Below are 24782 nucleotides of genomic sequence, written 5' to 3'. Positions count from 1 at the left end.
GATCAGACACCAAAACACGCTGCCCGCAAGGGCGGTTAATGGTAAATCCAGGAGTAAAACCCGTGGCAATTAAGCTCGAAGACAAAAAAGCCATCGTCGCTGAAGTCAACGAAGCTGCCAAAGGTGCGCTGTCTGCCGTTGTGGCTGATGCCCGCGGTGTGACCGTTGCTGCTATGACTGGTCTGCGCAAGGAAGCACGCGAAGCCGGCGTTTACGTACGTGTTGTACGTAACACCCTGCTGCGTCGTGCGATCGAAGGTACTCAGTACGAGTGCCTGAATGAAACTTTCGTAGGCCCGACTCTGATTGCCTTCTCCAACGAACACCCGGGCGCTGCCGCTCGTCTGTTCAAGGAGTTCGCGAAGAATCAGGATAAGTTCGAGATCAAAGCAGCTGCGTTCGAAGGCAACTTCCTTGCAGCAGGTGAAATCGACAAGCTGGCTTCTCTGCCGACTTACGACGAAGCAATCGCACAGCTGATGAGCGTTATTCAAGGCGCCACCAGCAAGTTCGTTCGTACTCTGGCTGCAGTCCGCGATCAGAAGGAAGCCGAAGCTGCCTGATCGGCGCCTTCAGTTTCCCTTTAACGCTTTTTTTCGACGGCTCCGCCGTCCCCAATACAGGAATTTAGAGTCATGGCTCTGACCAACGAAGATATCATCAACGCCGTATCCGAAATGTCCGTAATGCAGGTTGTTGAACTGATCGCCGCTATGGAAGAAAAGTTCGGCGTTTCTGCTGCTGCTGCTGTTGTAGCCGGTCCGGCTGCTGGTGGCGCTGCTGCTGCTGAAGAACAGACCGAGTTTGACGTTGTTCTGACCGAAGCCGGTGAGAAGAAAGTTAACGTCATTAAGGCTGTTCGTGAACTGACCGGCCTGGGCCTGAAAGAAGCCAAGGCACTGGTTGACGGCGCTCCGGGCACCATCAAGGAAGGCGCTTCCAAAGAAGAAGCCGAAGCTGCCAAGAAGGCGCTGGAAGAAGCAGGCGCCAAGGTCGAGCTCAAGTAAGCTCGCCCGACCTTGCGTCGACAATCTGGTTCTATCCAATCAGATTGATGGCTGGTGGCCTGTGTGCCACCGGCCTTTTTCCGTTGTATCACGCCAAACTGGCGTACAACGCCCGCACTCCGAGGGAGTGAGCAAGACGAAGGGCTTGCACGCATTTTCAGGTTTTCCCGCGAAGCGGGGAGGCCAATCAAGCAGGTGACCAAGCTGGGGAACGCTGATGGCTTACTCATATACTGAGAAAAAACGTATCCGCAAGGACTTTGGCAAACTGCCGCATGTGATGGATGTGCCCTACCTGTTGGCCATTCAGCTGGACTCCTATCGGGAGTTTCTCCAGACTGACGCCGGCCAGGGCCAGATCCGTGATATCGGTCTGCACGCGGCCTTCAAATCTGTTTTCCCCATTATCAGCTATTCCGGTAATGCGGCCCTCGAATACGTCGGTTACCGCCTTGGCGAGCCGGCCTTCGACGTAAAGGAATGTGTGTTGCGCGGGGTTACCTTCGCGGTACCGCTGCGCGTCAAAGTGCGCCTGATCATCTTTGATCGCGAGTCGTCCAACAAGGCGATCAAGGACATCAAGGAGCAGGAAGTCTACATGGGGGAAATCCCCCTGATGACCGAGAACGGTACCTTCGTCATCAATGGTACCGAGCGTGTCATCGTTTCCCAGCTGCACCGCAGCCCGGGTGTGTTCTTCGACCACGATCGTGGCAAGACGCACAGTTCCGGCAAGCTGCTGTACTCGGCTCGCGTGATTCCTTACCGCGGCTCCTGGCTGGACTTCGAGTTTGACCCGAAAGACTGTGTCTTTGTTCGTATCGACCGTCGCCGCAAGCTGCCGGCGAGCGTTCTGTTGCGCGCACTGGGCTACCAGACAGAAGAAATTCTGGACATGTTCTACGACACCAACGTGTTCCAGGTTCAGGGTGAAAACCTGATGCTCGAACTGGTGCCCCAGCGTCTGCGTGGTGAGATTGCTACCTTTGACATCAAGGACAGCAAGGGCAAGGTCATCGTCGAAAAAGGTCGACGTATTACCGCGCGCCACATCAACCAGCTCGAGAAAGCTGGTATCACCAGCCTGGAAGTGCCGTTCGACTATCTGATTGGTCGTACCATCGCCAAGCCTGTGGTGCACCCGGCTACCGGCGAAATCCTGGTTGAGTGCAACACCGAGATTACCGCTGACCTGGTACTCAAGCTGGCCAAGGCGCAGGTTGCCCGTCTGGAAACCCTGTACACCAACGAGATCGACTGTGGTCCGTTTGTGTCCGACACCCTGCGTATCGACAACACCAGTACCCAGCTGGAAGCTCTGGTCGAAATCTATCGCATGATGCGCCCCGGCGAGCCGCCGACCAAAGACGCGGCTGAGACCCTGTTTGCGAACCTGTTCTTCAGCAGTGAGCGTTACGACCTGTCTGCTGTTGGCCGTATGAAATTCAACCGCCGTATCGGTCGCGAAGAGATCGAAGGCGCTGGCGTTCTCAGCAAGGAAGACATCGTCGAGGTGCTGAAGACTCTGGTTGACATCCGTAACGGCAAAGGCGTCGTTGACGATATCGATCACCTGGGTAACCGCCGTATTCGCTCGGTTGGTGAAATGGCAGAGAACCAGTTCCGCGTTGGCCTTGTGCGTGTTGAGCGTGCGGTCAAGGAACGTCTGTCCATGGCCGAAAGCGAAGGCTTGATGCCCCAGGACCTGATCAACGCCAAGCCGGTCGCTGCCGCAGTCAAGGAGTTCTTCGGTTCCAGCCAGCTGTCCCAGTTTATGGACCAGAACAACCCGCTGTCCGAGATTACCCACAAGCGTCGTGTATCGGCTCTTGGCCCGGGCGGTCTGACCCGTGAGCGTGCAGGCTTCGAAGTCCGTGACGTACACCCGACCCACTACGGTCGTGTATGCCCGATCGAAACCCCTGAAGGTCCGAACATCGGTCTGATCAACTCGCTTGCAACTTACGCGCGCACCAACCAGTACGGCTTCCTTGAAAGCCCGTACCGTCGTGTGAAAGACGCGGTCGTTACTGACGAGATCGTATTCCTGTCTGCCATCGAAGAAGCGGACCACGTGATCGCTCAGGCTAGCGCAAAGGTCGAGGGCGGCAAGCTGGTTGACGACCTGGTAGCGGTTCGTCACATGAACGAATTTACCGTTAAGGCGCCGGAAGACGTCACCCTGATGGACGTTTCGCCGCGTCAGGTTGTGTCCGTGGCTGCCTCGCTGATTCCGTTCCTCGAGCACGACGACGCCAACCGCGCACTCATGGGCTCGAACATGCAGCGTCAGGCGGTTCCAACCCTGCGTGCCGAGAAGCCGCTGGTCGGTACCGGTATGGAGCGCAACGTTGCTCGCGACTCCGGTGTTTGCGTTACCGCGCGCCGCGGTGGTGTGATCGATTCGGTCGACGCCAGCCGTATCGTTGTCCGCGTCAACGACGACGAAGTTGAAGCTGGCGAAGCGGGTGTCGACATCTATGTCATGACCAAGTACACCCGTTCCAACCAGAACACCTGCATCAACCAGCGTCCGCTGGTGAAGAAAGGTGACAAGGTTGCACGCAAGGATATCCTTGCTGACGGTTCCTCCGTCGACATGGGTGAGCTGGCGCTGGGTCAGAACATGCGCGTCGCGTTCATGCCCTGGAACGGTTACAACTTCGAGGACTCCATCCTGGTGTCCGAGCGCGTTGTACAGGAAGACCGCTTTACCACTATCCACATTCAGGAACTGACCTGTGTGTCCCGTGACACCAAGCTTGGGCCTGAGGAGATCACCTCCGACATCCCGAACGTGGGTGAGGCGGCACTCGGCAAGCTGGACGAGGCGGGTATCGTCTACGTTGGCGCTGAAGTGGGCCCGGGCGACATTCTGGTTGGCAAGGTGACGCCGAAGGGCGAGACCCAGCTGACCCCGGAAGAAAAGCTGCTGCGTGCGATCTTCGGTGAAAAAGCCTCTGATGTGAAAGACACTTCCCTGCGCGTGCCGACCGGCACCAAGGGCACCGTCATTGACGTTCAGGTGTTCACCCGTGACGGCGTAGAGCGCGACAGCCGTGCACTGGCTATCGAGAAGGAGCAGCTCGACGAGATCCGCAAGGACCTGCAGGAAGAGTTTCGTATCGTTGAAACCGCGACCTTCGAGCGCCTTGCTGCCGCACTGGACGGTCAGATCGTCGAGGGTGGTGCCGGCCTGAAAAAAGGTACTGCACTGAACGCCGAGATCCTTGCTGGTATCGAGCGTGGTCAGTGGTTCAAGCTGCGTATGAGCGAAGACGCGCTGAACGAGCAGCTGGAGCTGGCTCAGGCCTATCTGGTTGACCGTCGCAAGTTGCTCGACGAGAAGTTTGAAGACAAGAAGCGCAAGCTCCAGCAGGGCGATGACCTGGCACCTGGCGTACTCAAGATCGTCAAGGTTTACCTGGCAATCAAGCGTCGCATCCAGCCGGGTGACAAGATGGCTGGCCGTCACGGTAACAAGGGTGTTATCTCGGTCATCATGCCGATCGAAGATATGCCGCACGACGAGAACGGTACACCGGTCGACATCGTACTGAACCCGCTGGGGGTTCCGTCGCGTATGAACGTCGGTCAGATCCTCGAAACCCACCTGGGCCTGGCCGCCAAGGGGCTGGGGGAGAAGATCAACCGCATGCTCGAAGAGCAGCGCAAGATTGCTGATCTGCGCAAGTTCCTCGACGAGGTCTACAACAAGGTAGGCGGTCGTCAGGAGAATCTGGACGAGCTGAGCGATCAGGAAATCATCGAGCTGGCGAACAACCTGCGCGGTGGTGTGCCGATGGCAACGGCCGTATTTGATGGCGCCGCGGAGAGCGAGATCAAGCACATGCTGCGTCTCGCCGATCTGCCGGACAGCGGTCAGATGCGTCTGTGGGATGGCCGTACCGGTAATGCATTCGACCGTCCGGTGACCGTTGGTTACATGTACATGCTCAAGCTCAACCACCTGGTTGATGACAAGATGCATGCACGTTCCACCGGTTCCTACAGTCTGGTAACCCAGCAGCCGCTGGGTGGTAAGGCGCAGTTTGGTGGTCAGCGTTTCGGGGAGATGGAGGTCTGGGCTCTGGAAGCATACGGCGCTGCCTACACCCTGCAGGAAATGCTGACAGTGAAATCGGACGACGTGAACGGCCGTACCAAGATGTACAAGAACATCGTGGACGGAGACCATCGCATGGAGGCCGGCATGCCTGAGTCCTTCAACGTTCTGGTCAAGGAAATCCGTTCGCTCGGTATCGATATCGAACTGGAATCCGAATAATCACCAACTGCCCACGTCTCGGGCGGCGAGCGCCGCCCTTGAGACACTGCGAGGAGTATAGGCCTTGAAAGACTTATTGAACCTGCTCAAGTCCCAGGGACAGATTGAAGAGTTCGATTCCATCCGAATCGGCTTGGCATCCCCGGAGATGATCCGGTCCTGGTCCTACGGCGAAGTTAAAAAGCCGGAAACCATCAACTACCGTACCTTCAAGCCGGAGCGTGACGGCCTGTTCTGCGCCAAGATCTTTGGCCCGGTGAAGGACTACGAGTGCCTGTGCGGCAAGTACAAGCGCCTCAAGCACCGTGGCGTCATCTGCGAGAAGTGCGGCGTCGAAGTTGCACTGGCCAAGGTGCGTCGCGAGCGCATGGGTCACATTGAGCTGGCTTCGCCGGTTGCCCATATCTGGTTCCTGAAATCGCTGCCGTCCCGTATCGGCCTGCTGCTGGACATGACCCTGCGTGATATCGAGCGCGTGCTTTATTTCGAGAGCTACGTTGTCATCGAGCCGGGCATGACTACCCTGGAAAAGGGTCAGTTGCTGAACGATGAGCAGTATTTCGAAGCGCTGGAAGAGTTCGGTGACGACTTTGACGCCCGTATGGGTGCCGAGGCTGTTTACGAGCTGCTCAGCTCCATGGATCTGGCTCACGAGATCGGCAAGCTGCGTGAAGAAATTCCGCAGACTACGTCCGAGACCAAGATCAAGAAGCTGTCCAAGCGTCTGAAGCTGATGGAAGCATTCGACGGCTCCGGCAACAAGCCCGAGTGGATGGTTATGACCGTTCTGCCGGTACTGCCGCCGGACCTGCGTCCGCTGGTTCCGCTGGACGGTGGTCGCTTCGCGACCTCGGACCTGAACGACCTCTATCGCCGCGTCATCAACCGTAACAACCGTCTGAAGCGCCTGCTTGATCTGGCTGCGCCGGATATCATCGTGCGCAACGAAAAGCGCATGCTGCAAGAGTCGGTTGATGCGCTGCTGGACAACGGTCGTCGCGGCCGTGCCATCACCGGCACCAACAAGCGTCCGCTCAAGTCCCTGGCCGATATGATCAAGGGTAAGCAGGGTCGTTTCCGTCAGAACCTGCTCGGTAAGCGCGTGGACTACTCCGGTCGTTCGGTGATCGTGGTTGGTCCGACTCTGCGTCTGCACCAGTGCGGTCTGCCCAAGAAGATGGCTCTGGAGCTGTTCAAGCCCTTCATCTTCGGCAAGCTGGAGCACCGTGGTCTGGCGACCACTATCAAAGCGGCCAAGAAGATGGTTGAGCGCGAGCTGCCGGAAGTCTGGGATATCCTGGCTGAAGTCATTCGCGAACACCCGGTTCTGCTGAACCGTGCACCGACTCTGCACCGTCTGGGTATCCAGGCATTCGAGCCGGTTCTGATCGAAGGTAAGGCTATCCAGCTGCACCCGCTGGTCTGTGCGGCCTACAACGCCGACTTCGACGGTGACCAAATGGCCGTGCACGTCCCGCTGACCCTCGAGGCCCAGTTGGAAGCGCGTGCGCTGATGATGTCCACTAACAACATCCTGTCGCCGGCGTCAGGCGAGCCGATCATCGTGCCGTCCCAGGACGTGGTACTGGGTCTGTACTACATGACCCGTACCCGCATCAACGCCAAGGGCGAAGGCATGGCGTTCGCCAACGTCAACGAAGTCGAGATGGCATACCGCAGCGGTCAGGTTGAGCTGCACGCGATGGTTAAGGTGCGTATCACCGAAACCGTCAAGCACAAGGACGAAAGCTGGACCACCGAGACTCGCATTGTCGACACCACTGTCGGCCGCGCGCTGCTGTTCCAGGTTCTGCCCAAAGGTCTGCCGTACGAAATGGTCGATCAGCCGCTGAAGAAGAAGGCGATTTCCAAGCTGATCAACCAGTGCTATCGCGTGGTGGGTCTGAAGGAAACCGTTATCTTCGCCGACCAGCTGATGTATACCGGTTTCGCCTATTCCACCATCTCCGGTGCGTCGATTGGCGTGAACGACTTCGTCATTCCTGACGAGAAGGCGCGCATCATTGACGAGGCGACCGAAGAAGTTAAGGAAATCGAAGACCAGTACGCTTCCGGTCTGGTAACCCAGGGCGAGAAGTACAACAAGGTCATCGACTTGTGGTCCAAGGCCAACGACGAAATCTCCAAGGCCATGATGGACAACCTCAAGACCACGCGCGTACTTGATCGCGAGGGCAAAGAGGTTGATCAGGAGTCCTTCAACTCCATGTACATGATGGCTGACTCCGGTGCGCGGGGTTCTGCTGCCCAGATTCGTCAGCTGGCCGGTATGCGTGGTCTGATGGCCAAGCCGGACGGCTCCATCATCGAAACGCCAATCACCGCGAACTTCCGTGAAGGTCTGAACGTACTGCAGTACTTCATCTCGACCCACGGTGCTCGTAAGGGTCTGGCCGATACCGCACTGAAAACGGCGAACTCCGGTTACCTGACCCGTCGTCTGGTCGACGTGGCGCAGGATCTGGTTATCACCGAGACCGACTGCGGCACCGACAAGGGTCTGCTGATGTCGCCGCACATTGAAGGTGGCGATATCGTAGAGCCGCTGGGTGAGCGCGTGCTGGGTCGAGTTGTTGCCCGTGACGTCCTCAAGCCGGGCAGTGACGAGACCATCGTGGCCGCTGGCACACTGATCGATGAGCAGTGGGTTGAGTTCCTCGAGAAGAACAGTGTCGACGAGGTCATCGTTCGTTCGCCGATCACCTGCGACACCCACTACGGTGTGTGCGCGACCTGTTACGGTCGTGATCTGGCGCGTGGCCACCTGATCAACATCGGTGAGGCCGTAGGTGTTATCGCAGCCCAGTCGATCGGTGAGCCGGGTACTCAGCTGACCATGCGTACGTTCCACATCGGTGGTGCGGCAAGCCGGACCTCGGCTGCTGACAGCGTTCAGGTCAAGAACGGTGGTACCGTCCGCCTGCACAACCTGAAGCATGTTGAACGTGCCGACGGTGCCCTGGTTGCGGTTTCCCGTTCCGGCGAGCTGGCTATCGCAGACGAATACGGCCGTGAGCGTGAGCGTTACAAGCTGCCTTACGGTGCGGTTATCTCGGTCAAGGAAGGTGACAAGGTCGACGCTGGCGCAATCGTTGCCAAGTGGGACCCGCACACCCACCCGATCGTTACCGAGATCAGCGGTACCGTTGCGTTCTTCGGTATGGATGAAGGCATCACCATCAAGCGTACCGCTGACGAGCTGACCGGTCTGACCAACATTGAGGTCATGGACCCGAAAGATCGCCCGGCTGCCGGCAAGGACATCCGTCCTGCGGTGAAGCTGGTAGACGAGAACGGCAAAGAGTTGCTGCTGCCAGGTACCGATGTGCCGGCTCAGTACTTCCTGCCGGCCAACGCGCTGGTCAACCTGTCCGATGGCGCCAAGGTGAACGTGGGTGACGTTGTTGCACGTATCCCGCAGGAAACCTCGAAGACCCGCGACATCACCGGTGGTCTGCCGCGTGTTGCCGACCTGTTCGAAGCGCGTCGTCCGAAGGAGCCGTCCATTCTGGCGGAGATCAGCGGCACCATTTCGTTCGGTAAGGAAACCAAGGGCAAGCGTCGCCTGGTGATTACGCCGAACGACGGCAGCGATCCGTACGAGGAGCTGATTCCGAAGTGGCGTCACCTGAACGTGTTCGAGGGTGAGCAGGTTACCAAGGGTGAAGTTATCTCCGACGGTCCGAGCAACCCGCACGATATCCTGCGTCTGCTGGGTGTCAGTGCGCTGGCCAAGTACATCGTCAACGAGATTCAGGACGTTTACCGTCTGCAGGGCGTAAAGATCAACGACAAGCACATCGAAGTGACCATTCGTCAGATGCTGCGCAAGGTCGAGATCACCGAGTCCGGCGACTCCAGCTTCATCAAGGGCGATCAGGTCGAGCTGACCCAGGTGCTGGAAGAGAACGCAGAACTGGTGGCGCAGGACAAGTTCCCGGCCAAGTACGACCGCGTGCTGCTGGGTATCACCAAGGCCTCGCTGTCGACCGAATCGTTCATCTCGGCGGCTTCCTTCCAGGAAACCACGCGGGTTCTGACCGAGGCTGCCGTTACCGGCAAGCGCGATCACCTGCGCGGCCTGAAAGAGAACGTCGTTGTAGGTCGTCTGATTCCGGCCGGTACCGGTCTGGCCTATCACGCCGAGCGCAAGCGTCAGCGTATGGCCGACAAGCCGGTCAAGGTCAGCGCGAGCGAAGTCGAGCAGGCGCTGTCTGACGCACTGAACTCGAGCGAAGGTTAAAGGAAGGCCCGCTCCCTCCGGGAGTGGGCGCCTTGACGACAGGGGGCGGGGTCTATAGAATTCCGTACCCCTAAAATTGGCGGGGCACTATGTCCTGCCATTTTTTATTAACTATGTCTTACCGACATCAGTGGAGTTTGCTAGATGGCAACAATCAACCAGCTGGTTCGCAAGCCGCGTAAGCGCGTTGCTGAAAAGAGCGACGTACCGGCCCTGCAGAACTGCCCGCAGCGTCGTGGTGTGTGCACTCGCGTGTATACCACTACGCCGAAGAAGCCGAACTCGGCTCTGCGTAAAGTCTGCCGTGTTCGTCTGACCAACGGCTACGAAGTTTCTTCCTACATCGGTGGTGAAGGTCACAACCTGCAAGAGCACAGCGTCGTTCTGATTCGCGGCGGCCGTGTAAAAGACTTGCCGGGTGTGCGTTACCACACTGTTCGCGGTTCTCTGGACACCTCTGGTGTTAAAGACCGTAAGCAGGGTCGTTCGAAGTACGGCGCCAAGCGTCCCAAGTAATTCTATTTCATTTATCAGAGTCGATAAGAGTAAGGTCGGACGTAACCAGGTTGTTACAGTTCCGGGCTAACCTGAAGACCGTTTGAGGGCTTATCATGCCAAGACGTCGTGTAGCGGCAAAACGTGAGATCCTGCCAGAACCTAAGTACGGCAGCCAGATTCTCGCGAAATTCATGAACCACGTAATGGAAAGCGGCAAGAAGTCCACTGCCGAGCGTATCGTTTACGGTGCACTGGACAAGCTGAAAGAGCGTACCAAGACCGAAGATCCGGTCGAGCTGTTCGAGAAAGCTCTCGACGCTATCGCTCCGCTCGTGGAAGTTAAATCTCGCCGTGTAGGTGGTGCCACCTATCAGGTTCCGGTTGAAGTGCGTCCCTCCCGTCGCAACGCTCTGGCGATGCGCTGGCTGGTTGATGCTGCCCGTAAGCGTGGCGAGAAGTCCATGGCCCTGCGTCTGGCTGGTGAGCTGGGTGATGCCGCTGAAGGCAAGGGTGCTGCTGTCAAGAAGCGTGAAGACGTCCATCGTATGGCTGAAGCCAACAAGGCGTTCTCTCACTACCGCTTCTAAACGGCCAAGGAGACTGTTGTGGCTCGTACAACCCCGATCAATCTGTATCGCAATATTGGTATCTGTGCGCACGTCGATGCGGGCAAGACCACGACTACAGAGCGGATTCTGTTCTATACCGGCGTAAACCACAAAATGGGCGAGGTGCATGATGGCGCCGCGACCATGGACTGGATGGCGCAGGAGCAGGAGCGGGGTATCACCATTACTTCGGCGGCTACCACTGCCTTCTGGCAGGGTTCCGAGAAGCAGTACGACAAGCATCGCGTCAACATCATCGACACCCCCGGCCACGTCGACTTCACGATTGAAGTCGAGCGGTCGCTGCGGGTGCTTGATGGTGCTGTCGTTGTGTTTTGTGGTACGTCCGGTGTCGAGCCTCAATCCGAGACCGTGTGGCGTCAAGCCAACAAGTACGGTGTTCCGCGAATCGTCTATGTAAACAAGATGGATCGCCAGGGCGCCGACTTCCTTCGTGTCGTTGAGCAGATCAAGAAGCGGCTGGGTCATACGCCCGTGCCTATTCAGTTGGCTATCGGTTCGGAGGAGAACTTCGCCGGTCAGGTTGACCTGATGCGGATGAAGGCGATTCGCTGGGATGAGTCGGATCAGGGTATGAGTTTCGTGGAGGAGGAAATCCCCGCGGAGCTGCGTGATCTGGCAGAAGAGTATCGCGAAAAGATGGTCGAGGCGGCCGCGGAGGCCAACGAAGACCTGATGAACAAGTATCTCGAGGAAGGCGAGCTTTCCGTCGAGGAAATCAAGGCGGGGTTGCGTCAGCGTACGCTGGCCTGCGAGATCGTTCCGGCAGTGTGTGGTTCCTCGTTCAAGAACAAGGGCGTACCGCTGGTGCTGGATGCGGTTATCGACTATCTGCCTGCGCCTGACCAGGTTGCTGCCATCAAGGGCGTGCACCCGGATGATGAGGAGCGCACTGACGAACGTCATGCCGACGACGCCGAGCCTTTCTCGGCGCTGGCGTTCAAGATTGCGACCGATCCCTTTGTGGGGACGCTTACCTTTGCTCGGGTTTACTCCGGCGTGCTGTCTTCGGGCGACGCGGTGCTCAACTCGGTGAAGGGTAAGAAGGAGCGCGTCGGGCGCATGGTGCAGATGCATGCCAATGCCCGCGAAGAGATCAAGGAAGTGCGCGCCGGTGATATTGCGGCCTTGATCGGTATGAAGGATGTGACCACTGGCGATACGCTTTGCGCTATCGACAAGCCGATTGTCCTGGAGCGCATGGACTTTCCTGAGCCGGTTATTTCGGTTGCGGTTGAGCCACGCACCAAGGCCGATCAGGAGAAGATGGGTGTCGCTCTGGGCAAGCTGGCCCAGGAGGATCCTTCGTTCCGCGTGCGTACCGATGAAGAGTCTGGTCAGACGATCATCTCGGGTATGGGTGAGTTGCACCTCGACATTATCGTCGATCGGATGAAGCGTGAGTTCAGTGTTGAGGCCAATATCGGCAAGCCTCAAGTTGCCTATCGCGAGGCGATTCGCAACAAGTGTGAAGTCGAAGGCAAGTTTGTGCGTCAGTCCGGCGGTCGTGGTCAGTATGGTCATGTGTGGGTTCGCTTCGAGCCTGCCGAGGGCAATGACGAGAAGCTTGAATTCGTCAATGAAATTGTCGGTGGTGTGGTTCCGCGTGAATACATCCCGGCCATCCAGAAGGGTATCGAGGAGCAGATGCAGAACGGCGTTCTCGCCGGCTATCCGCTGCTTGGCCTGAAGGCAACCGTGTTTGACGGTTCCTACCATGATGTCGACTCAAACGAGATGGCGTTCAAGATCGCAGCTTCGATGGCCACCAAGCAGTTGGCCCAGAAGGGCGGTGCTGTCCTGCTTGAGCCGATGATGAAAGTCGAAGTAGTCACCCCTGAGGATTATATGGGTGACGTAATGGGCGACTTGAACCGTCGTCGCGGTCTGGTACAGGGTATGGAAGATACTCCTTCCGGTAAGGTGATCCGCGCTGAGGTTCCGCTTGGTGAAATGTTCGGTTACGCCACGGATGTTCGCTCCATGTCCCAGGGACGTGCGAGCTACTCCATGGAGTTTTCGAAGTACGCCGAGGCACCCATGAACATCGCCGAAGCGATCATCAAGAAGCAAGGCTAACTTGAACCTAGGCTAATTAAAGAGGTTATCAACCGTGGCAAAAGAAAAATTTGAACGTAGTAAACCGCACCTGAACGTAGGCACCATCGGTCACGTTGACCATGGCAAGACTACCCTGACTGCAGCTCTGACCCGCGTTTGTGCAGAGTCCTACGGCGGCGCTGCCCGTGCGTTCGACCAGATCGACAACGCGCCGGAAGAGAAGGCTCGCGGTATCACCATCAACACCTCGCACGTAGAGTACGATTCTCCGACTCGCCACTACGCGCACGTTGACTGCCCTGGCCACGCCGACTATGTGAAGAACATGATCACCGGTGCTGCTCAGATGGATGGCGCGATCCTGGTTTGTTCCGCAGCTGACGGCCCGATGCCGCAGACTCGCGAGCACATCCTGCTGTCCCGTCAGGTCGGCGTTCCTTACATTGTCGTGTTCCTGAACAAGGCCGACATGGTTGACGACGAAGAGCTGCTTGAGCTGGTCGAGATGGAAGTTCGCGACCTGCTGAGCGCTTACGACTTCCCGGGTGACGACACTCCGATCATCATCGGTTCTGCTCTGATGGCGCTGGAAGGTAAAGACGACAACGAAATCGGTACGTCTGCCGTTCGCAAGCTGGTTGAGACTCTGGATGTCTACATCCCTGAGCCTGAGCGCGCGATCGACAAGCCGTTCCTGATGCCGATCGAAGACGTATTCTCCATCTCCGGTCGCGGCACCGTGGTAACCGGTCGTGTTGAGCGCGGTATCGTCAAGGTTGGTGAGGAAGTCGAGATCGTTGGTATCAAGGCGACCACCAAGACCACCTGTACCGGTGTTGAAATGTTCCGCAAGCTGCTGGACGAAGGCCGTGCTGGTGAGAACGTTGGTGTTCTGCTGCGTGGTACCAAGCGTGAAGACGTTGAGCGTGGTCAGGTTCTGGCCAAGCCGGGCACCATCACTCCGCACACTCGCTTCGAAGCTGAAGTGTACGTGCTGGGTAAAGATGAAGGCGGTCGTCACACTCCGTTCTTCAAGGGCTACCGTCCGCAGTTCTACTTCCGTACTACTGACGTGACCGGTTCCTGCGAACTGCCGGAAGGCGTTGAAATGGTAATGCCGGGCGACAACGTCAAGCTGGACGTTACCCTGATCGCTCCGATCGCAATGGAAGACGGTCTGCGCTTCGCGATTCGCGAAGGTGGCCGTACCGTTGGTGCCGGTGTAGTAGCCAAGATCATCGAATAATGATCTGAGGTGAAAGGCAAAGCCCCCGCCTAGCGGGGGCTTTTGTCTTTTGGTTGACAGTGGGGGTGCGCATCAGTAGAATTGCGCCTCCCTTGGACAGGCGTACCTGCAGTTGGGTGTGCCTGAAAACAGTTACTTGGAGTTTCTGGTCAAATGCAGAACCAACAGATTCGTATTCGGTTGAAGGCTTTTGACCATCGCCTGATCGATCAGTCTACCCAGGAAATCGTGGATACCGCGAAACGTACTGGGGCTCAGGTGCGTGGTCCGATCCCTTTGCCGACGCGCAAAGAGCGTTTTACCGTACTGATTTCTCCGCACGTCAATAAAGACGCGCGCGATCAGTATGAAATCCGTACCCATAAACGGGTTCTGGATATCGTTCAGCCCACCGACAAGACTGTCGATGCGCTGATGAAGCTGGACCTTGCCGCTGGCGTTGAGGTTCAGATCAGCCTCGGCTGATAGCCCCAAAACGGGGGCTAAAGGTCGTGTAACGCCCTGTGTTGGGCGGCCATAGCGGGTAATAGCCCCGTGCACTCATGAGGTTTACAAAATGACTATTGGTTTAGTCGGCCGGAAATGCGGTATGACCCGCATTTTCACTGAAGATGGTGTTTCCATTCCGGTTACGGTTGTAGAAGTTGAACCGAACCGCGTCACTCAGGTTAAAACCCTGGAAACTGATGGCTATCAAGCTATTCAGGTCACTGTGGGTGAGCGTCGCGCCAGTCGCGTTACCAAGCCGATGGCTGGGCACTTTGCCAAAGCCAGCACTGCGGCTGGTCGTCAGGTCTGCGAATTCCGCATTGAAGACGGCTCCCAGTATGAAGCTGGGGCAGAGCTCACTGTAGCCCTGTTCGAAGCCGGTCAGAAGGTGGATGTAACTGGTCAATCCAAGGGTAAAGGCTTCGCCGGTACCATCAAGCGCTGGAATTTCCGCGGCCAGGACGCTACTCACGGTAACTCGGTATCCCACCGTGTACCCGGTTCCATCGGTCAGTGTCAGACCCCGGGCCGTGTATTCAAGGGCAAGAAGATGTCTGGTCACATGGGTGCCGAACAGGTAACCGTCCAGACTCTCGAGGTCGTTCGCGTAGACGCTGAGCGCAATCTGCTGCTCATCAAGGGCTCCGTGCCTGGCGCTACCGGCAGCGACGTCGTTGTTCGCCCGGCGGTCAAGGCCAAGGGTTAAGGGGGAGTTACCATGAATCTGAATGTAGCTGGTGCAAATGCGATCGAAGTTTCCGATCTGACCTTTGCTACCGAGTTTAACGAGACCCTCGTTCACCAGGCCGTTGTTGCTTACATGGCTGGTGCTCGTCAGGGTACCAAGCAGCAGAAGAACCGTTCCGACGTTTCCGGTGGCGGCAAGAAGCCCTGGCGTCAGAAAGGCACCGGTCGCGCCCGTGCCGGTACTATCCGTAGCCCGATCTGGCGCTCCGGTGGTACTACCTTTGCTGCCCGTCCGCAAAATCACGAGCAGAAGCTGAACCGCAAGATGTATCGCGGTGCAATGCGCTCCATCCTGTCCGAGCTGGTACGCCTGGATCGTCTGGTTGTCGTCGAGAGCTTCTCTGTTGATGCACCGAAGACCAAGGCTCTGGCCGGCAAGCTGAAGGATCTCGATCTGCAGAATGTGCTGATCGTTACCGACGGCGTTGATGAGAACCTGTACCTGGCAGCGCGCAATCTGCCGCACGTCGACGTTCGCGACGTTCAGGGTTCTGACCCGGTTAGCCTGATCGCTTACGACAAGGTGCTGATTACCGTACCTGCTGTTAAGAAGTTCGAGGAGATGCTGGGATGAACCAAGAGCGCATTTTCAAAGTACTGCTTGGCCCGCATGTTTCCGAGAAGGCAACTGTGCTGGCTGACAGCCGCAACCAGTTCGTGTTCAAAGTAGACACTACTGCGACCAAGCTGGAAATCAAGAAAGCCGTTGAGCAACTGTTCAACGTCAAGGTCAAGGCTGTATCGACCTTGAATGTAAAAGGCAAGACCAAGCGAACCGTTCGCGGCCTGGGCAAGCGTAATGACTGGAAAAAGGCGTATGTCAGCCTGCAGCCCGGTCAAGACATCGACTTCGCCAGCGCTGAATAAGACAGGGGTACATCATGGCTATTGTTAAATGTAAACCTACTTCCGCTGGCCGCCGCTTCGTCGTCAAGGTCGTTAACGCTGACCTGCACAAAGGTGCTCCTTACGCGCCTCTGGTAGAGAAGCAAGGCAAGTCTGGTGGTCGTAACAACAACGGCCGCATCACCACGCGTCATCGTGGGGGCGGTCACAAGCAGCACTACCGCATCGTGGACTTCCGTCGTAACAAGGACGGTATCCCCGCTGTAGTAGAGCGCGTCGAGTACGATCCGAATCGTACCGCTCATATTGCTCTGCTGAAGTATGCCGACGGTGAGCGTCGCTACATCATCGCCCCGAAAGGCGTTGTTGCTGGCGATCAACTGGTCTCCGGTGCCGATGCGCCGATCAAGGCCGGTAACACTCTGCCGCTGCGCAATATCCCGGTAGGTAGCACTATCCACGCGATCGAACTGAAGCCGGGTAAAGGCGCTCAGGTAGCTCGCAGTGCCGGTGCCGCTGTCCAGCTGGTTGCTCGCGAAGGTGCCTATGTCACCGTTCGTCTGCGCTCTGGCGAAATGCGCAAAGTCCTTGGCGAATGCCGTGCGACTCTGGGTGAAGTGTCCAACGGTGAGCACAGTCTGCGCTCGCTGGGTAAGGCTGGTGCCAAGCGCTGGCGCGGTGTTCGTCCGACCGTTCGTGGTGTTGCCATGAACCCGGTAGATCACCCGCATGGTGGTGGTGAAGGTCGTACCTCCGGTGGTCGTCATCCGGTTTCCCCGTGGGGCTTCCCGACCAAGGGTGCCAAGACTCGGTCCAACAAGCGCACTGACAAGATGATTGTCCGTCGCCGCAGCAAGTAATTAGAGGGGATACGACAGTGCCGCGTTCTCTGAAGAAAGGTCCTTTTATCGATCTTCACCTGTTGAAGAAGGTCGAAGTGGCAGTTGAAAAGAACGACCGTAAGCCGATCAAGACCTGGTCGCGCCGTTCGATGATTCTGCCGCAGATGGTCGGTCTGACCATCGCTGTACACAACGGTCGTCAGCATGTGCCGGTTATCGTTACCGAAGACATGGTCGGTCACAAGTTGGGCGAATTCTCTGCTACGCGTACCTACCGTGGTCACGCAGCAGACAAGAAAGCCAAGCGCTAAGGGGTTAGAAGATGGAAGTAGCCGCTACTCATAAGGGCGCCCGACTCTCTGCCCAGAAAGCGCGTTTGGTCGCCGACCAGATCCGCGGTAAGAAGGTGGATGAGGCCCTGAACCTGCTGGCATTCAGCAACAAGAAGGCCGCTGCCGTCATCAAGAAAGTGCTCGAGTCGGCGATCGCCAACGCAGAGCATAACGATGGCGCAGACGTGGATGACCTGAAGGTCTCCACCGTGTTTGTTAACGAAGGTCGCTCTCTGAAGCGCATCATGCCGCGTGCCAAAGGCCGCGCTGATCGCATCGTCAAGCGGTCTTGCCACATCACGGTCAAGGTTGCTGACAAGTAGGAGTCGATCAAATGGGTCAGAAAGTACATCCGGTAGGCATTCGCCTCGGTATCGTTAAAGAACACACTTCGGTGTGGTACGCAGACGGTCGCAACTACGCAGACTATCTGAACACTGACCTGAAGGTACGTGCGTACATTCAGGACAAACTGAAAAGTGCCTCTGTCAGCCGCGTTGATATCCAGCGTCCGGCCCAGACTGCCCGCATCACCATTCACACTGCTCGTCCGGGCATCGTGATTGGCAAGAAGGGTGAGGACGTTGAGAAGCTGCGTCAGGAACTGACCAGCCAAATGGGCGTGCCGGTGCACATCAACATCGAAGAGATCCGCAAGCCGGAACTTGACGGTGCCCTGGTTGCACAAAGCGTTGCTCAGCAGCTCGAGCGTCGTGTGATGTTCCGTCGCGCCATGAAGCGCGCCGTACAGAACGCCATGCGCATCGGTGCAAAGGGTATCAAGATCCAGGTTAGCGGCCGTCTTGGCGGCGCCGAGATCGCCCGTACCGAATGGTATCGCGAAGGTCGTGTGCCGCTGCACACCCTGCGTGCCGACATTGACTACGCGACGGCTGAAGCCCACACCACCTACGGTGTGATCGGTGTGAAGGTTTGGATCTTCAAAGGCGAGATCATTGGTGGTCTCCAGGAAGAAACCAAAGCCGTCGCGGCCAAGAAAAAAGCTGCTAAGTAAGGGGTACGCACATGTTACAACCTAAGCGTACGAAGTTCCGCAAGCAGATGACCGGCCACAACCGTGGTCTGGCGCATCGTGGTAGCAAGGTGAGCTTCGGTGAGTTCGCTCTCAAAGCCGTAAGTCGTGGTCGTCTGACTGCACGTCAGATCGAAGCGGCTCGTCGCGCCCTGACTCGTCACGTTAAGCGTGGCGGTAAAATCTGGATCCGGGTTTTTCCGGACAAGCCCATCTCCAAGAAGCCTCTTGAAGTACGTATGGGTAAAGGTAAGGGTAACGTCGAGTACTGGGTGGCCCAGATTCGTCCGGGTAAGGTCCTTTACGAGATTGAAGGTGTTTCCGAAGAGCTGGCCCGCGAAGCATTCGCACTGGCCGCAGCCAAGCTGCCTCTCGCTACCACCTTTGTTAAGCGGACGGTGATGTAATGAAAGCGACAGAACTTCGTGAAAAATCTGCTGAGCAGCTGAATGAACAGCTGCTCACCCTGCTGCGCGATCAGTTCAACCTGCGCATGCAGAAAGCAACCGGTCAGCTCGGTCAAACGCATCTGCTGAACCAGGTAAAGCGCGACATCGCTCGCGTCAAGACCGTGCTCAATCAGAAAGGTGGTAACTGATCATGGCCGAGAACAAAACAGTTCGTACCGTTACTGGCCGTGTTGTCAGTGACAAGATGGATAAAACCATCACTGTGCTCATCGAGCGTCAGGAAAAGCACCCACTGTACGGCAAGTACGTGAAGCGCTCTACCAAGCTCAAGGCGCATGACGAGAACAACGAATGCCGCATCGGCGATCTGGTGACCATTCGTGAGACCCGCCCCTTGGCCAAAACCAAGAGCTGGGCCCTGGTTCAGATCGACGAGCGCGCGGCGCAAGTTTAAGCCCGCGCAACTTAGCGGATTATTTAAGGGTCGGAGAAAGTTATGATTCAGACTCAATCCATGCTGGATGTGGCTGACAACAGTGGTGCACGTCGCGTTATGTGTATCAAGGTTCTGGGCGGTTCTCACCGTCGCTACGCCGGCATTGGCGATATCATCAAAGTGACCGTGAAGGAAGCGATTCCGCGCGGCAAAGTAAAGAAAGGCCAGGTGCTCAACGCGGTCATCGTGCGTACCCGTCACGGCGTACGCCGTACAGACGGTTCGCTGATCCGTTTCGATGGCAACGCTGCCGTTCTGCTCAACAACAAGAATGAGCCGATCGGTACCCGCATCTTTGGGCCGGTGACTCGTGAACTGCGTAACGAGCAGTTCATGAAGATCGTTTCCCTCGCGCCCGAAGTGCTGTAAGGAGCCCGGTCATGCAAAAGATCAAACGCGACGACGACGTAATCGTCATTGCCGGTAAAGACAAGGGCAAGCGCGGCAAAGTCCTGAAAGTTGGTGACGATGCCCGCCTGCTGGTTTCCGGTGTCAACATTATCAAGCGCCACACCAAGCCGAACCCGATGGCTGGTGCACAGGGCGGTATTGTTGAGAAGGAGGCGCCGATCCACGTCTCCAACGTGGCAATCTTCAACCCCGAGACCAACAAGGCCGATCGCGTCGGCTTCAAGGTCGAAGACGGTAAGAAGGTTCGTATTTTCAAGTCGACCCAAAAAGCTGTCGACGCTTGAGAATCTAGGTGCTTACCATGGCGAGATTGAAAGAAACCTATCGCACTACCATCGCTCCGAAACTCCAGGCTGAACTGGGTCTGAATGCGATGGAAGTGCCGAAAATCACCAAGATCACCCTGAACATGGGTCTTGGCGAAGCTGTTGGTGACAAGAAAGTCATCGAAAACGCACTGGCTGACCTCGAGAAGATCACCGGCCGTAAAGGCATCGTGACCTATGCTCGCAAATCCATTGCAGGCTTCAAGATTCGTGACGGCTGGCCGATTGGCGTAAAGGTTACCCTGCGCCGCGAGCAGATGTACGAATTCCTGGATCGTCTGCTGTCGATTTCCCTGCCGCGCGTTCGTGACTTCCGTGGCTTGAATGCCAAGTCCTTTGACGGTCGTGGCAACTACAGCATGGGCGTCAAGGAACAGATCATTTTCCCGGAAATCGATTACGACAAGATCGATGCCCTGCGTGGTCTGGACATCACCTTGACTACTACTGCGCGAACCGACGACGAAGGTCGTGCGCTGCTGCGCGCGTTCAACTTCCCGTTCCGTAACTAGGAGTCAGGACAATGGCAAAAGTCAGTATGAAGAACCGTGAAGCCAAGCGCGCCCGCCTGGTTGCCAAGTTTGCTGCAAAACGTGCAGCTCTCAAGGACACCATCGGTAACGTAAACGCTTCCGTTGAAGATCGCTGGGCAGCTCAAGTTGCCCTGCAGAAACTGCCGCGCGACTCCAGCCCGGTCCGTCAGCGTAACCGCTGCCGCGTTACCGGTCGTCCGCACGGCGTATACCGCAAGTTTGGACTGAGCCGCATCAAGCTGCGTGAAGCAGCAATGCGCGGCGATGTGCCCGGCCTGGTCAAGGCCAGCTGGTAAACCAGACTTTTATTACTCAGTTTCAGGAGCACATAGCCCATGAGTATGCAGGACCCGTTGGCAGATATGCTGACCCGTATCCGTAATGCCCAGATGGCTGAGAAGTCCAGCGTCAGCATGCCTTCGGCAAAGCTGAAGGTGGCTGTCGCCAAGGTACTTAAGGAAGAAGGCTACGTTGCAGGCTACGAAGTAGTTGGCGACGTCAAGCCCACTCTGTCTATCGAACTCAAGTACTTCGAAGGCAAGCCGGTAATTGAAGAGCTCAAGCGCGTAAGCCGTCCTGGCCTGCGCCAGTACAAAGCCGTTGACCAGCTTCCGAAGGTCAAGGGTGGTCTGGGCGTTTCCATCGTCTCCACCAATAAAGGTGTGATGACTGATCGCGCTGCTCGCGCTGCCGGTATCGGCGGCGAAGTTCTCTGCACCGTATTCTGATAGGGGGTCACGATGTCTCGCGTCGCTAAGAACCCTGTCAAACTGCCGCAGGGTGTAGAAGCAAAACTGAACGGTCAGGAACTGTCGATCAAGGGTGCCAAGGGCGCTCTTAGTCTGAACCTGCACCCGACTGTTGAAGTTGTTCAGGAAGACGGTGAGCTGCGTTTCGCAGCGCGCGCCGGTAGCCTGAACATGGCCATGGCCGGTACCACCCGCGCCCTGGTCAACAATATGGTCATTGGCGTCAGCCAGGGCTTTGAGCGCAAGCTCCAGCTGGTTGGTGTTGGTTACAAGGCGCAGGCCAAGGGTCAGGTTCTGAACCTGGCACTGGGTTACTCGCACCCGATCGACTACCAGCTGCCTGAGGGTGTTTCTGTTGAAACCCCCAGCCAGACTGACATTATCATCAAAGGCATCGACAAGCAGCTGGTTGGTCAAGTAGCAGCGGAAATTCGTGATTTCCGTCGTCCGGAGCCCTATAAGGGCAAGGGTGTACGCTACTCCGATGAGGTAGTGCGTCGTAAAGAAGCCAAGAAGAAGTAGGGCATAGCAAATGAGCGATAAAAAAGTTATTCGTCTCCGTCGCGCTCGCCGTACGCGCCTGAAGTTGCGCGAACTGGAAGCCGTTCGTCTCTGCGTGTACCGCTCTTCGCAGCACATGTACGCACAGGTTATCTCGGCAGATGGCAGCCAAGTGCTGGCCAGCGCCTCCACTCTGGATGCTGAATTGCGTGCCGGTTCTACCGGTAACATTGAAGCGGCCAAGAAGGTAGGTCTGCTGGTTGCTGAGCGAGCCAAGGCCGCCGGTGTAACTCAGGTCGCCTTCGACCGTTCCGGCTTCAAGTACCATGGTCGCGTAAAAGCGCTGGCCGACGCCGCTCGTGAAGGCGGGCTGGAATTCTAAGGGTAGAGTTATGGCTAATTTCGATCAAAAGCGCGACGAAGGTTACATCGAGAAGCTGGTTCAGGTGAACCGCGTCGCCAAAGTAGTAAAAGGCGGCCGTATCTTCGCTTTCACAGCGCTGACTGTTGTCGGTGACGGCAAGGGTCGCGTTGGTTTCGGTCGCGGCAAGGCACGTGAAGTGCCTGCCGCCATCCAGAAGGCGATGGAAGCGGCACGTCGTAACATGATCCAGGTTGATCTGGACGGTACCACCCTGCAGTACCCCGTTCGTGCAGCTCACGGCGCCTCCAAGGTGTTCATGCAGCCGGCGTCCGAAGGTACCGGTGTTATCGCCGGTGGTGCAATGCGCGCCGTCCTGGAAGCGGCTGGTGTACACAACGTACTGGCCAAGTGTTACGGTTCCACCAACCCGGTTAACGTCGTTCAGGCTACCTACAAGGGTCTGAAGTCGATGCAGTCTCCCGAGTCTGTAGCGGCCAAGCGCGGCAAGACCGTCGAAGACATCACGGGGTAAGCGGACATGGCAAACGCAAAAATCAAGGTGACTCTGTTCAAGAGCGTCGCTGGTCGTCTGCCGAAGCACCAGGCCTGCGTTAAGGGTCTGGGTCTGCGCCGCATCGGCCACACCGTCGAAGTCGAAGACACTCCGTCGGTTCGTGGGATGATCAACAAGGTCTCCTACATGGTTCGGGTAGAGGAATAAGACATGAAACTGAATGATCTGCGTTCCGCGCCGGGTGCACGCCGTGAAAAGCTGCGCGTCGGTCGTGGTATCGGTAGCGGTCTGGGTAAGACCGCTGGCCGCGGTCACAAGGGTCTGACCTCGCGTTCCGGTGGCACCGTTGCCCCCGGTTTCGAGGGTGGTCAGCAGCCGCTGCACCGTCGTCTGCCGAAGTTTGGTTTTACTTCCAAACTGGCTATGGTCACTGCTGAAATTCGCACCAGCGAACTGAACGCAGTTGACGCTGAGGTCATTGACCTGCAGGCGCTGAAAGATGCCAACGTAATTGGCAACAAGTTTGTACGAGCCAAGATCGTCCTGTCCGGCGACGTAACCAAAGCGGTTACCGTCAAAGGTCTGGCCGTCACCAAAGGTGCTCGTGCAGCGATCGAAGCAGCTGGTGGCAAGATCGAGGACTAAATGGCTAAGCAAGGCGCTCTTTCTGGAATGAATCAAGGTGGCTTGAGTGAACTCTGGGGGCGCCTGCGCTTCCTGTTCCTCGCGATCATCGTTTACCGTATCGGGGCGCATATTCCGGTTCCCGGGATAAACCCTGATCGTCTGGCCGATCTGTTCAATCAGAATTCAGAGACGATCCTTAGCCTGTTCAACATGTTCTCCGGCGGTGCCCTGGAGCGAATGAGTATCTTCGCTCTGGGCATCATGCCGTACATCTCTGCATCCATCATCATGCAGCTGATGACGGCGGTTACCCCGTCGCTTGAGCAGTTGAAGAAGGAAGGGGAGTCCGGACGCCGGAAGATCAGTCAGTACACGCGTTATCTGACGCTGGTGCTGGCTTTTATACAAGCCATCGGTATGTCCGTTGGTCTGGCCAGTCAGGGCGTTGCGTTTGACACAGGGTTCAGCTTCTATTTTGTGGCTGTTACTACCTTTGTTGCTGGCGCAATGTTCATGATGTGGCTCGGTGAGCAGATCACCGAGCGAGGTATCGGTAACGGTATCTCGATGCTGATTTTCGCCGGCATTGTTGCCGGTTTGCCGGCAGCCATTGGACAGTCCTTCGAAGGTGCCCGTCTGGGTACCATCAACATATTCGCGCTGATTGGTGTTGGCCTGGTGGCTATTGCCATGATTGCGTTCGTCGTCTTCGTCGAGCGTGGCCAGCGCAGAATTACGGTCAACTACGCCAAGCGTCAGCAAGGTCGCAAGGTATTCGCCGCGCAGACCAGCCATTTGCCTCTCAAGGTCAACATGGCAGGTGTGATCCCGGCGATCTTTGCCAGCAGTATCCTGTTGTTCCCGGCCTCGCTGGGTACCTGGTTCGCCCAGGGTGACAACATGGAATGGCTGCAAACCCTGGCTCAGGCCATTGGACCGGGTAAGCCGCTGAATATCATTCTGTTTAGTGCAGGGATTATTTTCTTCTGCTTCTTCTACACAGCCTTGATGTTCAATCCGAAGGATGTTGCGGAAAACCTCAAGAAGTCCGGCGCGTTCATTCCGGGTATCCGTCCCGGTGAGCAGTCCGCTCGCTACATTGATAGCGTTCTGACTCGCCTCACCCTGTTCGGGGCCCTGTATATGACCGCTGTCTGCTTGTTGCCGCAGTTCCTGGTGGTGTCGGCGAATGTGCCCTTCTATCTGGGTGGGACATCGCTGCTGATCGTTGTTGTGGTTGTTATGGACTTCATGTCCCAAGTACAATCGCATCTCGTTTCTCAGCAGTACGAGTCTCTTTTGAAGAAATCTAACCTGAAAGGTTACGGCAGCGGCATGCTCCGCTGAGTCTTCGGGTTATAGGAGTCGGCTATGAAAGTTGCAGCATCAGTCAAGAAGCTTTGCCGTAACTGCAAGGTTATCCGTCGCAACGGTTGCGTACGTGTAATCTGCAGTGCTGAGCCCCGTCATAAGCAGCGCCAGGGTTAATTCCCGGTTCTGAATTAAGACTACGTCTCAGGATAACCGCCACCTGGCCAAATTTTGGTCAGGTGGTTGAATTTTATTTTT

31 protein-coding genes are annotated in these 24782 nt (G+C 56.9%); all 31 read left to right on the top strand.

Translation table 11 applies throughout. The annotated features are described in order from the left end of the window. The first annotated feature begins 62 nt into the window (after window positions 1–62). The 31 genes from rplJ to rpmJ all read left to right on the top strand — a co-directional run bounded on the left by rplJ (window position 63) and on the right by rpmJ (window position 24701). A complete protein-coding gene (rplJ, locus tag ACZ5WQ_RS12325; protein ID WP_088278026.1) occupies window positions 63–563 on the top strand; it encodes a 50S ribosomal protein L10 in 501 nt (166 codons plus the stop codon). 72 nt (window positions 564–635) lie between these two features. Beyond that, window positions 636–1007 (top strand): 50S ribosomal protein L7/L12, encoded by a 372-nt coding sequence (gene rplL, locus ACZ5WQ_RS12320; RefSeq protein ID WP_088278028.1) that lies wholly within the window; start codon window positions 636–638, stop codon window positions 1005–1007. 217 nt (window positions 1008–1224) lie between these two features. After that, entirely contained in the window at window positions 1225–5295 is a 4071-nt protein-coding gene (gene rpoB, locus ACZ5WQ_RS12315; protein WP_228247487.1) for a DNA-directed RNA polymerase subunit beta, read from the top strand. Window positions 5296–5359: 64 nt separating this feature from the next. After that, window positions 5360–9559, top strand: coding sequence for a DNA-directed RNA polymerase subunit beta' (rpoC, locus tag ACZ5WQ_RS12310; RefSeq protein ID WP_088278032.1), 4200 nt, complete (start codon window positions 5360–5362; stop codon window positions 9557–9559). 144 nt (window positions 9560–9703) lie between these two features. Continuing rightward, window positions 9704–10075: a 30S ribosomal protein S12 gene (gene rpsL, locus ACZ5WQ_RS12305; protein WP_080048726.1), complete on the top strand. Its 372-nt coding sequence runs from the start codon at window positions 9704–9706 to the stop codon at window positions 10073–10075. Between the two features lie 95 nt (window positions 10076–10170). Next, window positions 10171–10644 carry a 30S ribosomal protein S7 gene (gene rpsG, locus ACZ5WQ_RS12300; protein WP_088278034.1) on the top strand — a complete coding sequence of 158 codons (474 nt, stop codon included), beginning with the start codon at window positions 10171–10173 and terminating at the stop codon, window positions 10642–10644. 18 nt (window positions 10645–10662) lie between these two features. Continuing rightward, a complete protein-coding gene (gene fusA, locus ACZ5WQ_RS12295) occupies window positions 10663–12765 on the top strand; it encodes an elongation factor G (protein ID WP_088278036.1) in 2103 nt (700 codons plus the stop codon). 34 nt (window positions 12766–12799) lie between these two features. Further along, complete coding sequence (tuf, locus tag ACZ5WQ_RS12290) at window positions 12800–13993, top strand: elongation factor Tu (protein ID WP_464382396.1); 1194 nt, start codon at window positions 12800–12802, stop codon at window positions 13991–13993. A gap of 153 nt (window positions 13994–14146) precedes the next feature. Further along, window positions 14147–14458, top strand: a complete 312-nt coding sequence (gene rpsJ, locus ACZ5WQ_RS12285) for a 30S ribosomal protein S10 (protein ID WP_044501102.1) — start codon at window positions 14147–14149, stop codon at window positions 14456–14458. Between the two features lie 91 nt (window positions 14459–14549). After that, window positions 14550–15188, top strand: coding sequence for a 50S ribosomal protein L3 (rplC, locus tag ACZ5WQ_RS12280; protein ID WP_088277336.1), 639 nt, complete (start codon window positions 14550–14552; stop codon window positions 15186–15188). Window positions 15189–15200: 12 nt separating this feature from the next. Beyond that, window positions 15201–15803 carry a 50S ribosomal protein L4 gene (gene rplD / locus ACZ5WQ_RS12275; protein ID WP_088277337.1) on the top strand — a complete coding sequence of 201 codons (603 nt, stop codon included), beginning with the start codon at window positions 15201–15203 and terminating at the stop codon, window positions 15801–15803. Then, complete coding sequence (rplW, locus tag ACZ5WQ_RS12270) at window positions 15800–16096, top strand: 50S ribosomal protein L23 (RefSeq protein WP_088277339.1); 297 nt, start codon at window positions 15800–15802, stop codon at window positions 16094–16096. Before rplD ends, rplW begins: the two co-directional genes overlap by 4 nt. 14 nt (window positions 16097–16110) lie before the next feature. Next, complete coding sequence (rplB, locus tag ACZ5WQ_RS12265; RefSeq protein WP_088277341.1) at window positions 16111–16935, top strand: 50S ribosomal protein L2; 825 nt, start codon at window positions 16111–16113, stop codon at window positions 16933–16935. 17 nt (window positions 16936–16952) lie between these two features. Beyond that, on the top strand, window positions 16953–17228 hold the full coding sequence (gene rpsS, locus ACZ5WQ_RS12260) for a 30S ribosomal protein S19 (RefSeq protein ID WP_088277343.1): 276 nt from the start codon (window positions 16953–16955) through the stop codon (window positions 17226–17228). An 11-nt stretch (window positions 17229–17239) separates the two neighbouring features. Continuing rightward, the gene (gene rplV / locus ACZ5WQ_RS12255; RefSeq protein WP_088277345.1) at window positions 17240–17572 is read left to right on the top strand and encodes a 50S ribosomal protein L22; all 333 of its coding nucleotides are present in this window, start codon (window positions 17240–17242) and stop codon (window positions 17570–17572) included. Between the two features lie 11 nt (window positions 17573–17583). Beyond that, window positions 17584–18264, top strand: coding sequence for a 30S ribosomal protein S3 (rpsC, locus tag ACZ5WQ_RS12250; RefSeq protein ID WP_088277347.1), 681 nt, complete (start codon window positions 17584–17586; stop codon window positions 18262–18264). A gap of 11 nt (window positions 18265–18275) precedes the next feature. After that, entirely contained in the window at window positions 18276–18689 is a 414-nt protein-coding gene (rplP, locus tag ACZ5WQ_RS12245; protein WP_088277349.1) for a 50S ribosomal protein L16, read from the top strand. Then, on the top strand, window positions 18689–18880 hold the full coding sequence (gene rpmC / locus ACZ5WQ_RS12240; RefSeq protein ID WP_083728635.1) for a 50S ribosomal protein L29: 192 nt from the start codon (window positions 18689–18691) through the stop codon (window positions 18878–18880). Before rplP ends, rpmC begins: the two co-directional genes overlap by 1 nt. Window positions 18881–18882: 2 nt before the next feature. Continuing rightward, window positions 18883–19146: a 30S ribosomal protein S17 gene (gene rpsQ / locus ACZ5WQ_RS12235; protein WP_104739447.1), complete on the top strand. Its 264-nt coding sequence runs from the start codon at window positions 18883–18885 to the stop codon at window positions 19144–19146. Window positions 19147–19188: 42 nt separating this feature from the next. After that, window positions 19189–19557, top strand: a complete 369-nt coding sequence (gene rplN, locus ACZ5WQ_RS12230; protein WP_088277353.1) for a 50S ribosomal protein L14 — start codon at window positions 19189–19191, stop codon at window positions 19555–19557. 11 nt (window positions 19558–19568) lie between these two features. Beyond that, window positions 19569–19883 (top strand): 50S ribosomal protein L24, encoded by a 315-nt coding sequence (gene rplX, locus ACZ5WQ_RS12225; protein WP_088277355.1) that lies wholly within the window; start codon window positions 19569–19571, stop codon window positions 19881–19883. A 17-nt stretch (window positions 19884–19900) separates the two neighbouring features. Continuing rightward, window positions 19901–20437: a 50S ribosomal protein L5 gene (gene rplE, locus ACZ5WQ_RS12220; RefSeq protein WP_088277357.1), complete on the top strand. Its 537-nt coding sequence runs from the start codon at window positions 19901–19903 to the stop codon at window positions 20435–20437. A gap of 11 nt (window positions 20438–20448) precedes the next feature. After that, on the top strand, window positions 20449–20754 hold the full coding sequence (rpsN, locus tag ACZ5WQ_RS12215; protein WP_088277359.1) for a 30S ribosomal protein S14: 306 nt from the start codon (window positions 20449–20451) through the stop codon (window positions 20752–20754). Between the two features lie 39 nt (window positions 20755–20793). After that, window positions 20794–21186 (top strand): 30S ribosomal protein S8, encoded by a 393-nt coding sequence (rpsH, locus tag ACZ5WQ_RS12210; protein ID WP_228247489.1) that lies wholly within the window; start codon window positions 20794–20796, stop codon window positions 21184–21186. A 12-nt stretch (window positions 21187–21198) separates the two neighbouring features. Next, window positions 21199–21729, top strand: a complete 531-nt coding sequence (gene rplF / locus ACZ5WQ_RS12205) for a 50S ribosomal protein L6 (protein WP_088277363.1) — start codon at window positions 21199–21201, stop codon at window positions 21727–21729. Between the two features lie 10 nt (window positions 21730–21739). Then, window positions 21740–22090 carry a 50S ribosomal protein L18 gene (gene rplR, locus ACZ5WQ_RS12200; protein ID WP_088277365.1) on the top strand — a complete coding sequence of 117 codons (351 nt, stop codon included), beginning with the start codon at window positions 21740–21742 and terminating at the stop codon, window positions 22088–22090. Window positions 22091–22100: 10 nt separating this feature from the next. Next, window positions 22101–22604, top strand: coding sequence for a 30S ribosomal protein S5 (gene rpsE / locus ACZ5WQ_RS12195; RefSeq protein ID WP_083728626.1), 504 nt, complete (start codon window positions 22101–22103; stop codon window positions 22602–22604). A 6-nt stretch (window positions 22605–22610) separates the two neighbouring features. Then, window positions 22611–22793: a 50S ribosomal protein L30 gene (gene rpmD / locus ACZ5WQ_RS12190; RefSeq protein WP_088277367.1), complete on the top strand. Its 183-nt coding sequence runs from the start codon at window positions 22611–22613 to the stop codon at window positions 22791–22793. A gap of 3 nt (window positions 22794–22796) precedes the next feature. Then, window positions 22797–23231 carry a 50S ribosomal protein L15 gene (rplO, locus tag ACZ5WQ_RS12185; protein WP_088277369.1) on the top strand — a complete coding sequence of 145 codons (435 nt, stop codon included), beginning with the start codon at window positions 22797–22799 and terminating at the stop codon, window positions 23229–23231. Continuing rightward, on the top strand, window positions 23232–24560 hold the full coding sequence (gene secY, locus ACZ5WQ_RS12180) for a preprotein translocase subunit SecY (protein WP_088277371.1): 1329 nt from the start codon (window positions 23232–23234) through the stop codon (window positions 24558–24560). It abuts the gene before it with no gap. A gap of 24 nt (window positions 24561–24584) precedes the next feature. Further along, complete coding sequence (rpmJ, locus tag ACZ5WQ_RS12175) at window positions 24585–24701, top strand: 50S ribosomal protein L36 (protein WP_088277373.1); 117 nt, start codon at window positions 24585–24587, stop codon at window positions 24699–24701. Window positions 24702–24782: the final 81 nt, after the last annotated feature.

It is taken from the genome of Halopseudomonas sp. T1L2, from assembly GCF_055397385.1.
Note: the sequence above shows the minus strand (reverse complement) of the source record. Positions and strands in the feature narration are given on the sequence as shown.

Bases quoted from the DNA above. Each gene is read 5' to 3' on its own strand.
- rplL (WP_088278028.1), top strand. From the start codon at position 636: ATGGCTCTGACCAACGAAGATATCATCAACGCCGTATCCGAAATGTCC.
- rpoB (WP_228247487.1), top strand. From the start codon at position 1,225: ATGGCTTACTCATATACTGAGAAAAAACGTATCCGCAAGGACTTTGGC.
- rpsL (WP_080048726.1), top strand. From the start codon at position 9,704: ATGGCAACAATCAACCAGCTGGTTCGCAAGCCGCGTAAGCGCGTTGCT.
- rpsG (WP_088278034.1), top strand. From the start codon at position 10,171: ATGCCAAGACGTCGTGTAGCGGCAAAACGTGAGATCCTGCCAGAACCT.
- rpsJ (WP_044501102.1), top strand. From the start codon at position 14,147: ATGCAGAACCAACAGATTCGTATTCGGTTGAAGGCTTTTGACCATCGC.
- rplC (WP_088277336.1), top strand. From the start codon at position 14,550: ATGACTATTGGTTTAGTCGGCCGGAAATGCGGTATGACCCGCATTTTC.
- rplD (WP_088277337.1), top strand. From the start codon at position 15,201: ATGAATCTGAATGTAGCTGGTGCAAATGCGATCGAAGTTTCCGATCTG.
- rplW (WP_088277339.1), top strand. From the start codon at position 15,800: ATGAACCAAGAGCGCATTTTCAAAGTACTGCTTGGCCCGCATGTTTCC.
- rplB (WP_088277341.1), top strand. From the start codon at position 16,111: ATGGCTATTGTTAAATGTAAACCTACTTCCGCTGGCCGCCGCTTCGTC.
- rplV (WP_088277345.1), top strand. From the start codon at position 17,240: ATGGAAGTAGCCGCTACTCATAAGGGCGCCCGACTCTCTGCCCAGAAA.
- rpsC (WP_088277347.1), top strand. From the start codon at position 17,584: ATGGGTCAGAAAGTACATCCGGTAGGCATTCGCCTCGGTATCGTTAAA.
- rplP (WP_088277349.1), top strand. From the start codon at position 18,276: ATGTTACAACCTAAGCGTACGAAGTTCCGCAAGCAGATGACCGGCCAC.
- rpmC (WP_083728635.1), top strand. From the start codon at position 18,689: ATGAAAGCGACAGAACTTCGTGAAAAATCTGCTGAGCAGCTGAATGAA.
- rpsQ (WP_104739447.1), top strand. From the start codon at position 18,883: ATGGCCGAGAACAAAACAGTTCGTACCGTTACTGGCCGTGTTGTCAGT.
- rplN (WP_088277353.1), top strand. From the start codon at position 19,189: ATGATTCAGACTCAATCCATGCTGGATGTGGCTGACAACAGTGGTGCA.
- rplX (WP_088277355.1), top strand. From the start codon at position 19,569: ATGCAAAAGATCAAACGCGACGACGACGTAATCGTCATTGCCGGTAAA.
- rplE (WP_088277357.1), top strand. From the start codon at position 19,901: ATGGCGAGATTGAAAGAAACCTATCGCACTACCATCGCTCCGAAACTC.
- rpsN (WP_088277359.1), top strand. From the start codon at position 20,449: ATGGCAAAAGTCAGTATGAAGAACCGTGAAGCCAAGCGCGCCCGCCTG.
- rpsH (WP_228247489.1), top strand. From the start codon at position 20,794: ATGAGTATGCAGGACCCGTTGGCAGATATGCTGACCCGTATCCGTAAT.
- rplF (WP_088277363.1), top strand. From the start codon at position 21,199: ATGTCTCGCGTCGCTAAGAACCCTGTCAAACTGCCGCAGGGTGTAGAA.
- rplR (WP_088277365.1), top strand. From the start codon at position 21,740: ATGAGCGATAAAAAAGTTATTCGTCTCCGTCGCGCTCGCCGTACGCGC.
- rpsE (WP_083728626.1), top strand. From the start codon at position 22,101: ATGGCTAATTTCGATCAAAAGCGCGACGAAGGTTACATCGAGAAGCTG.
- rpmD (WP_088277367.1), top strand. From the start codon at position 22,611: ATGGCAAACGCAAAAATCAAGGTGACTCTGTTCAAGAGCGTCGCTGGT.
- rplO (WP_088277369.1), top strand. From the start codon at position 22,797: ATGAAACTGAATGATCTGCGTTCCGCGCCGGGTGCACGCCGTGAAAAG.
- secY (WP_088277371.1), top strand. From the start codon at position 23,232: ATGGCTAAGCAAGGCGCTCTTTCTGGAATGAATCAAGGTGGCTTGAGT.
- rpmJ (WP_088277373.1), top strand. From the start codon at position 24,585: ATGAAAGTTGCAGCATCAGTCAAGAAGCTTTGCCGTAACTGCAAGGTT.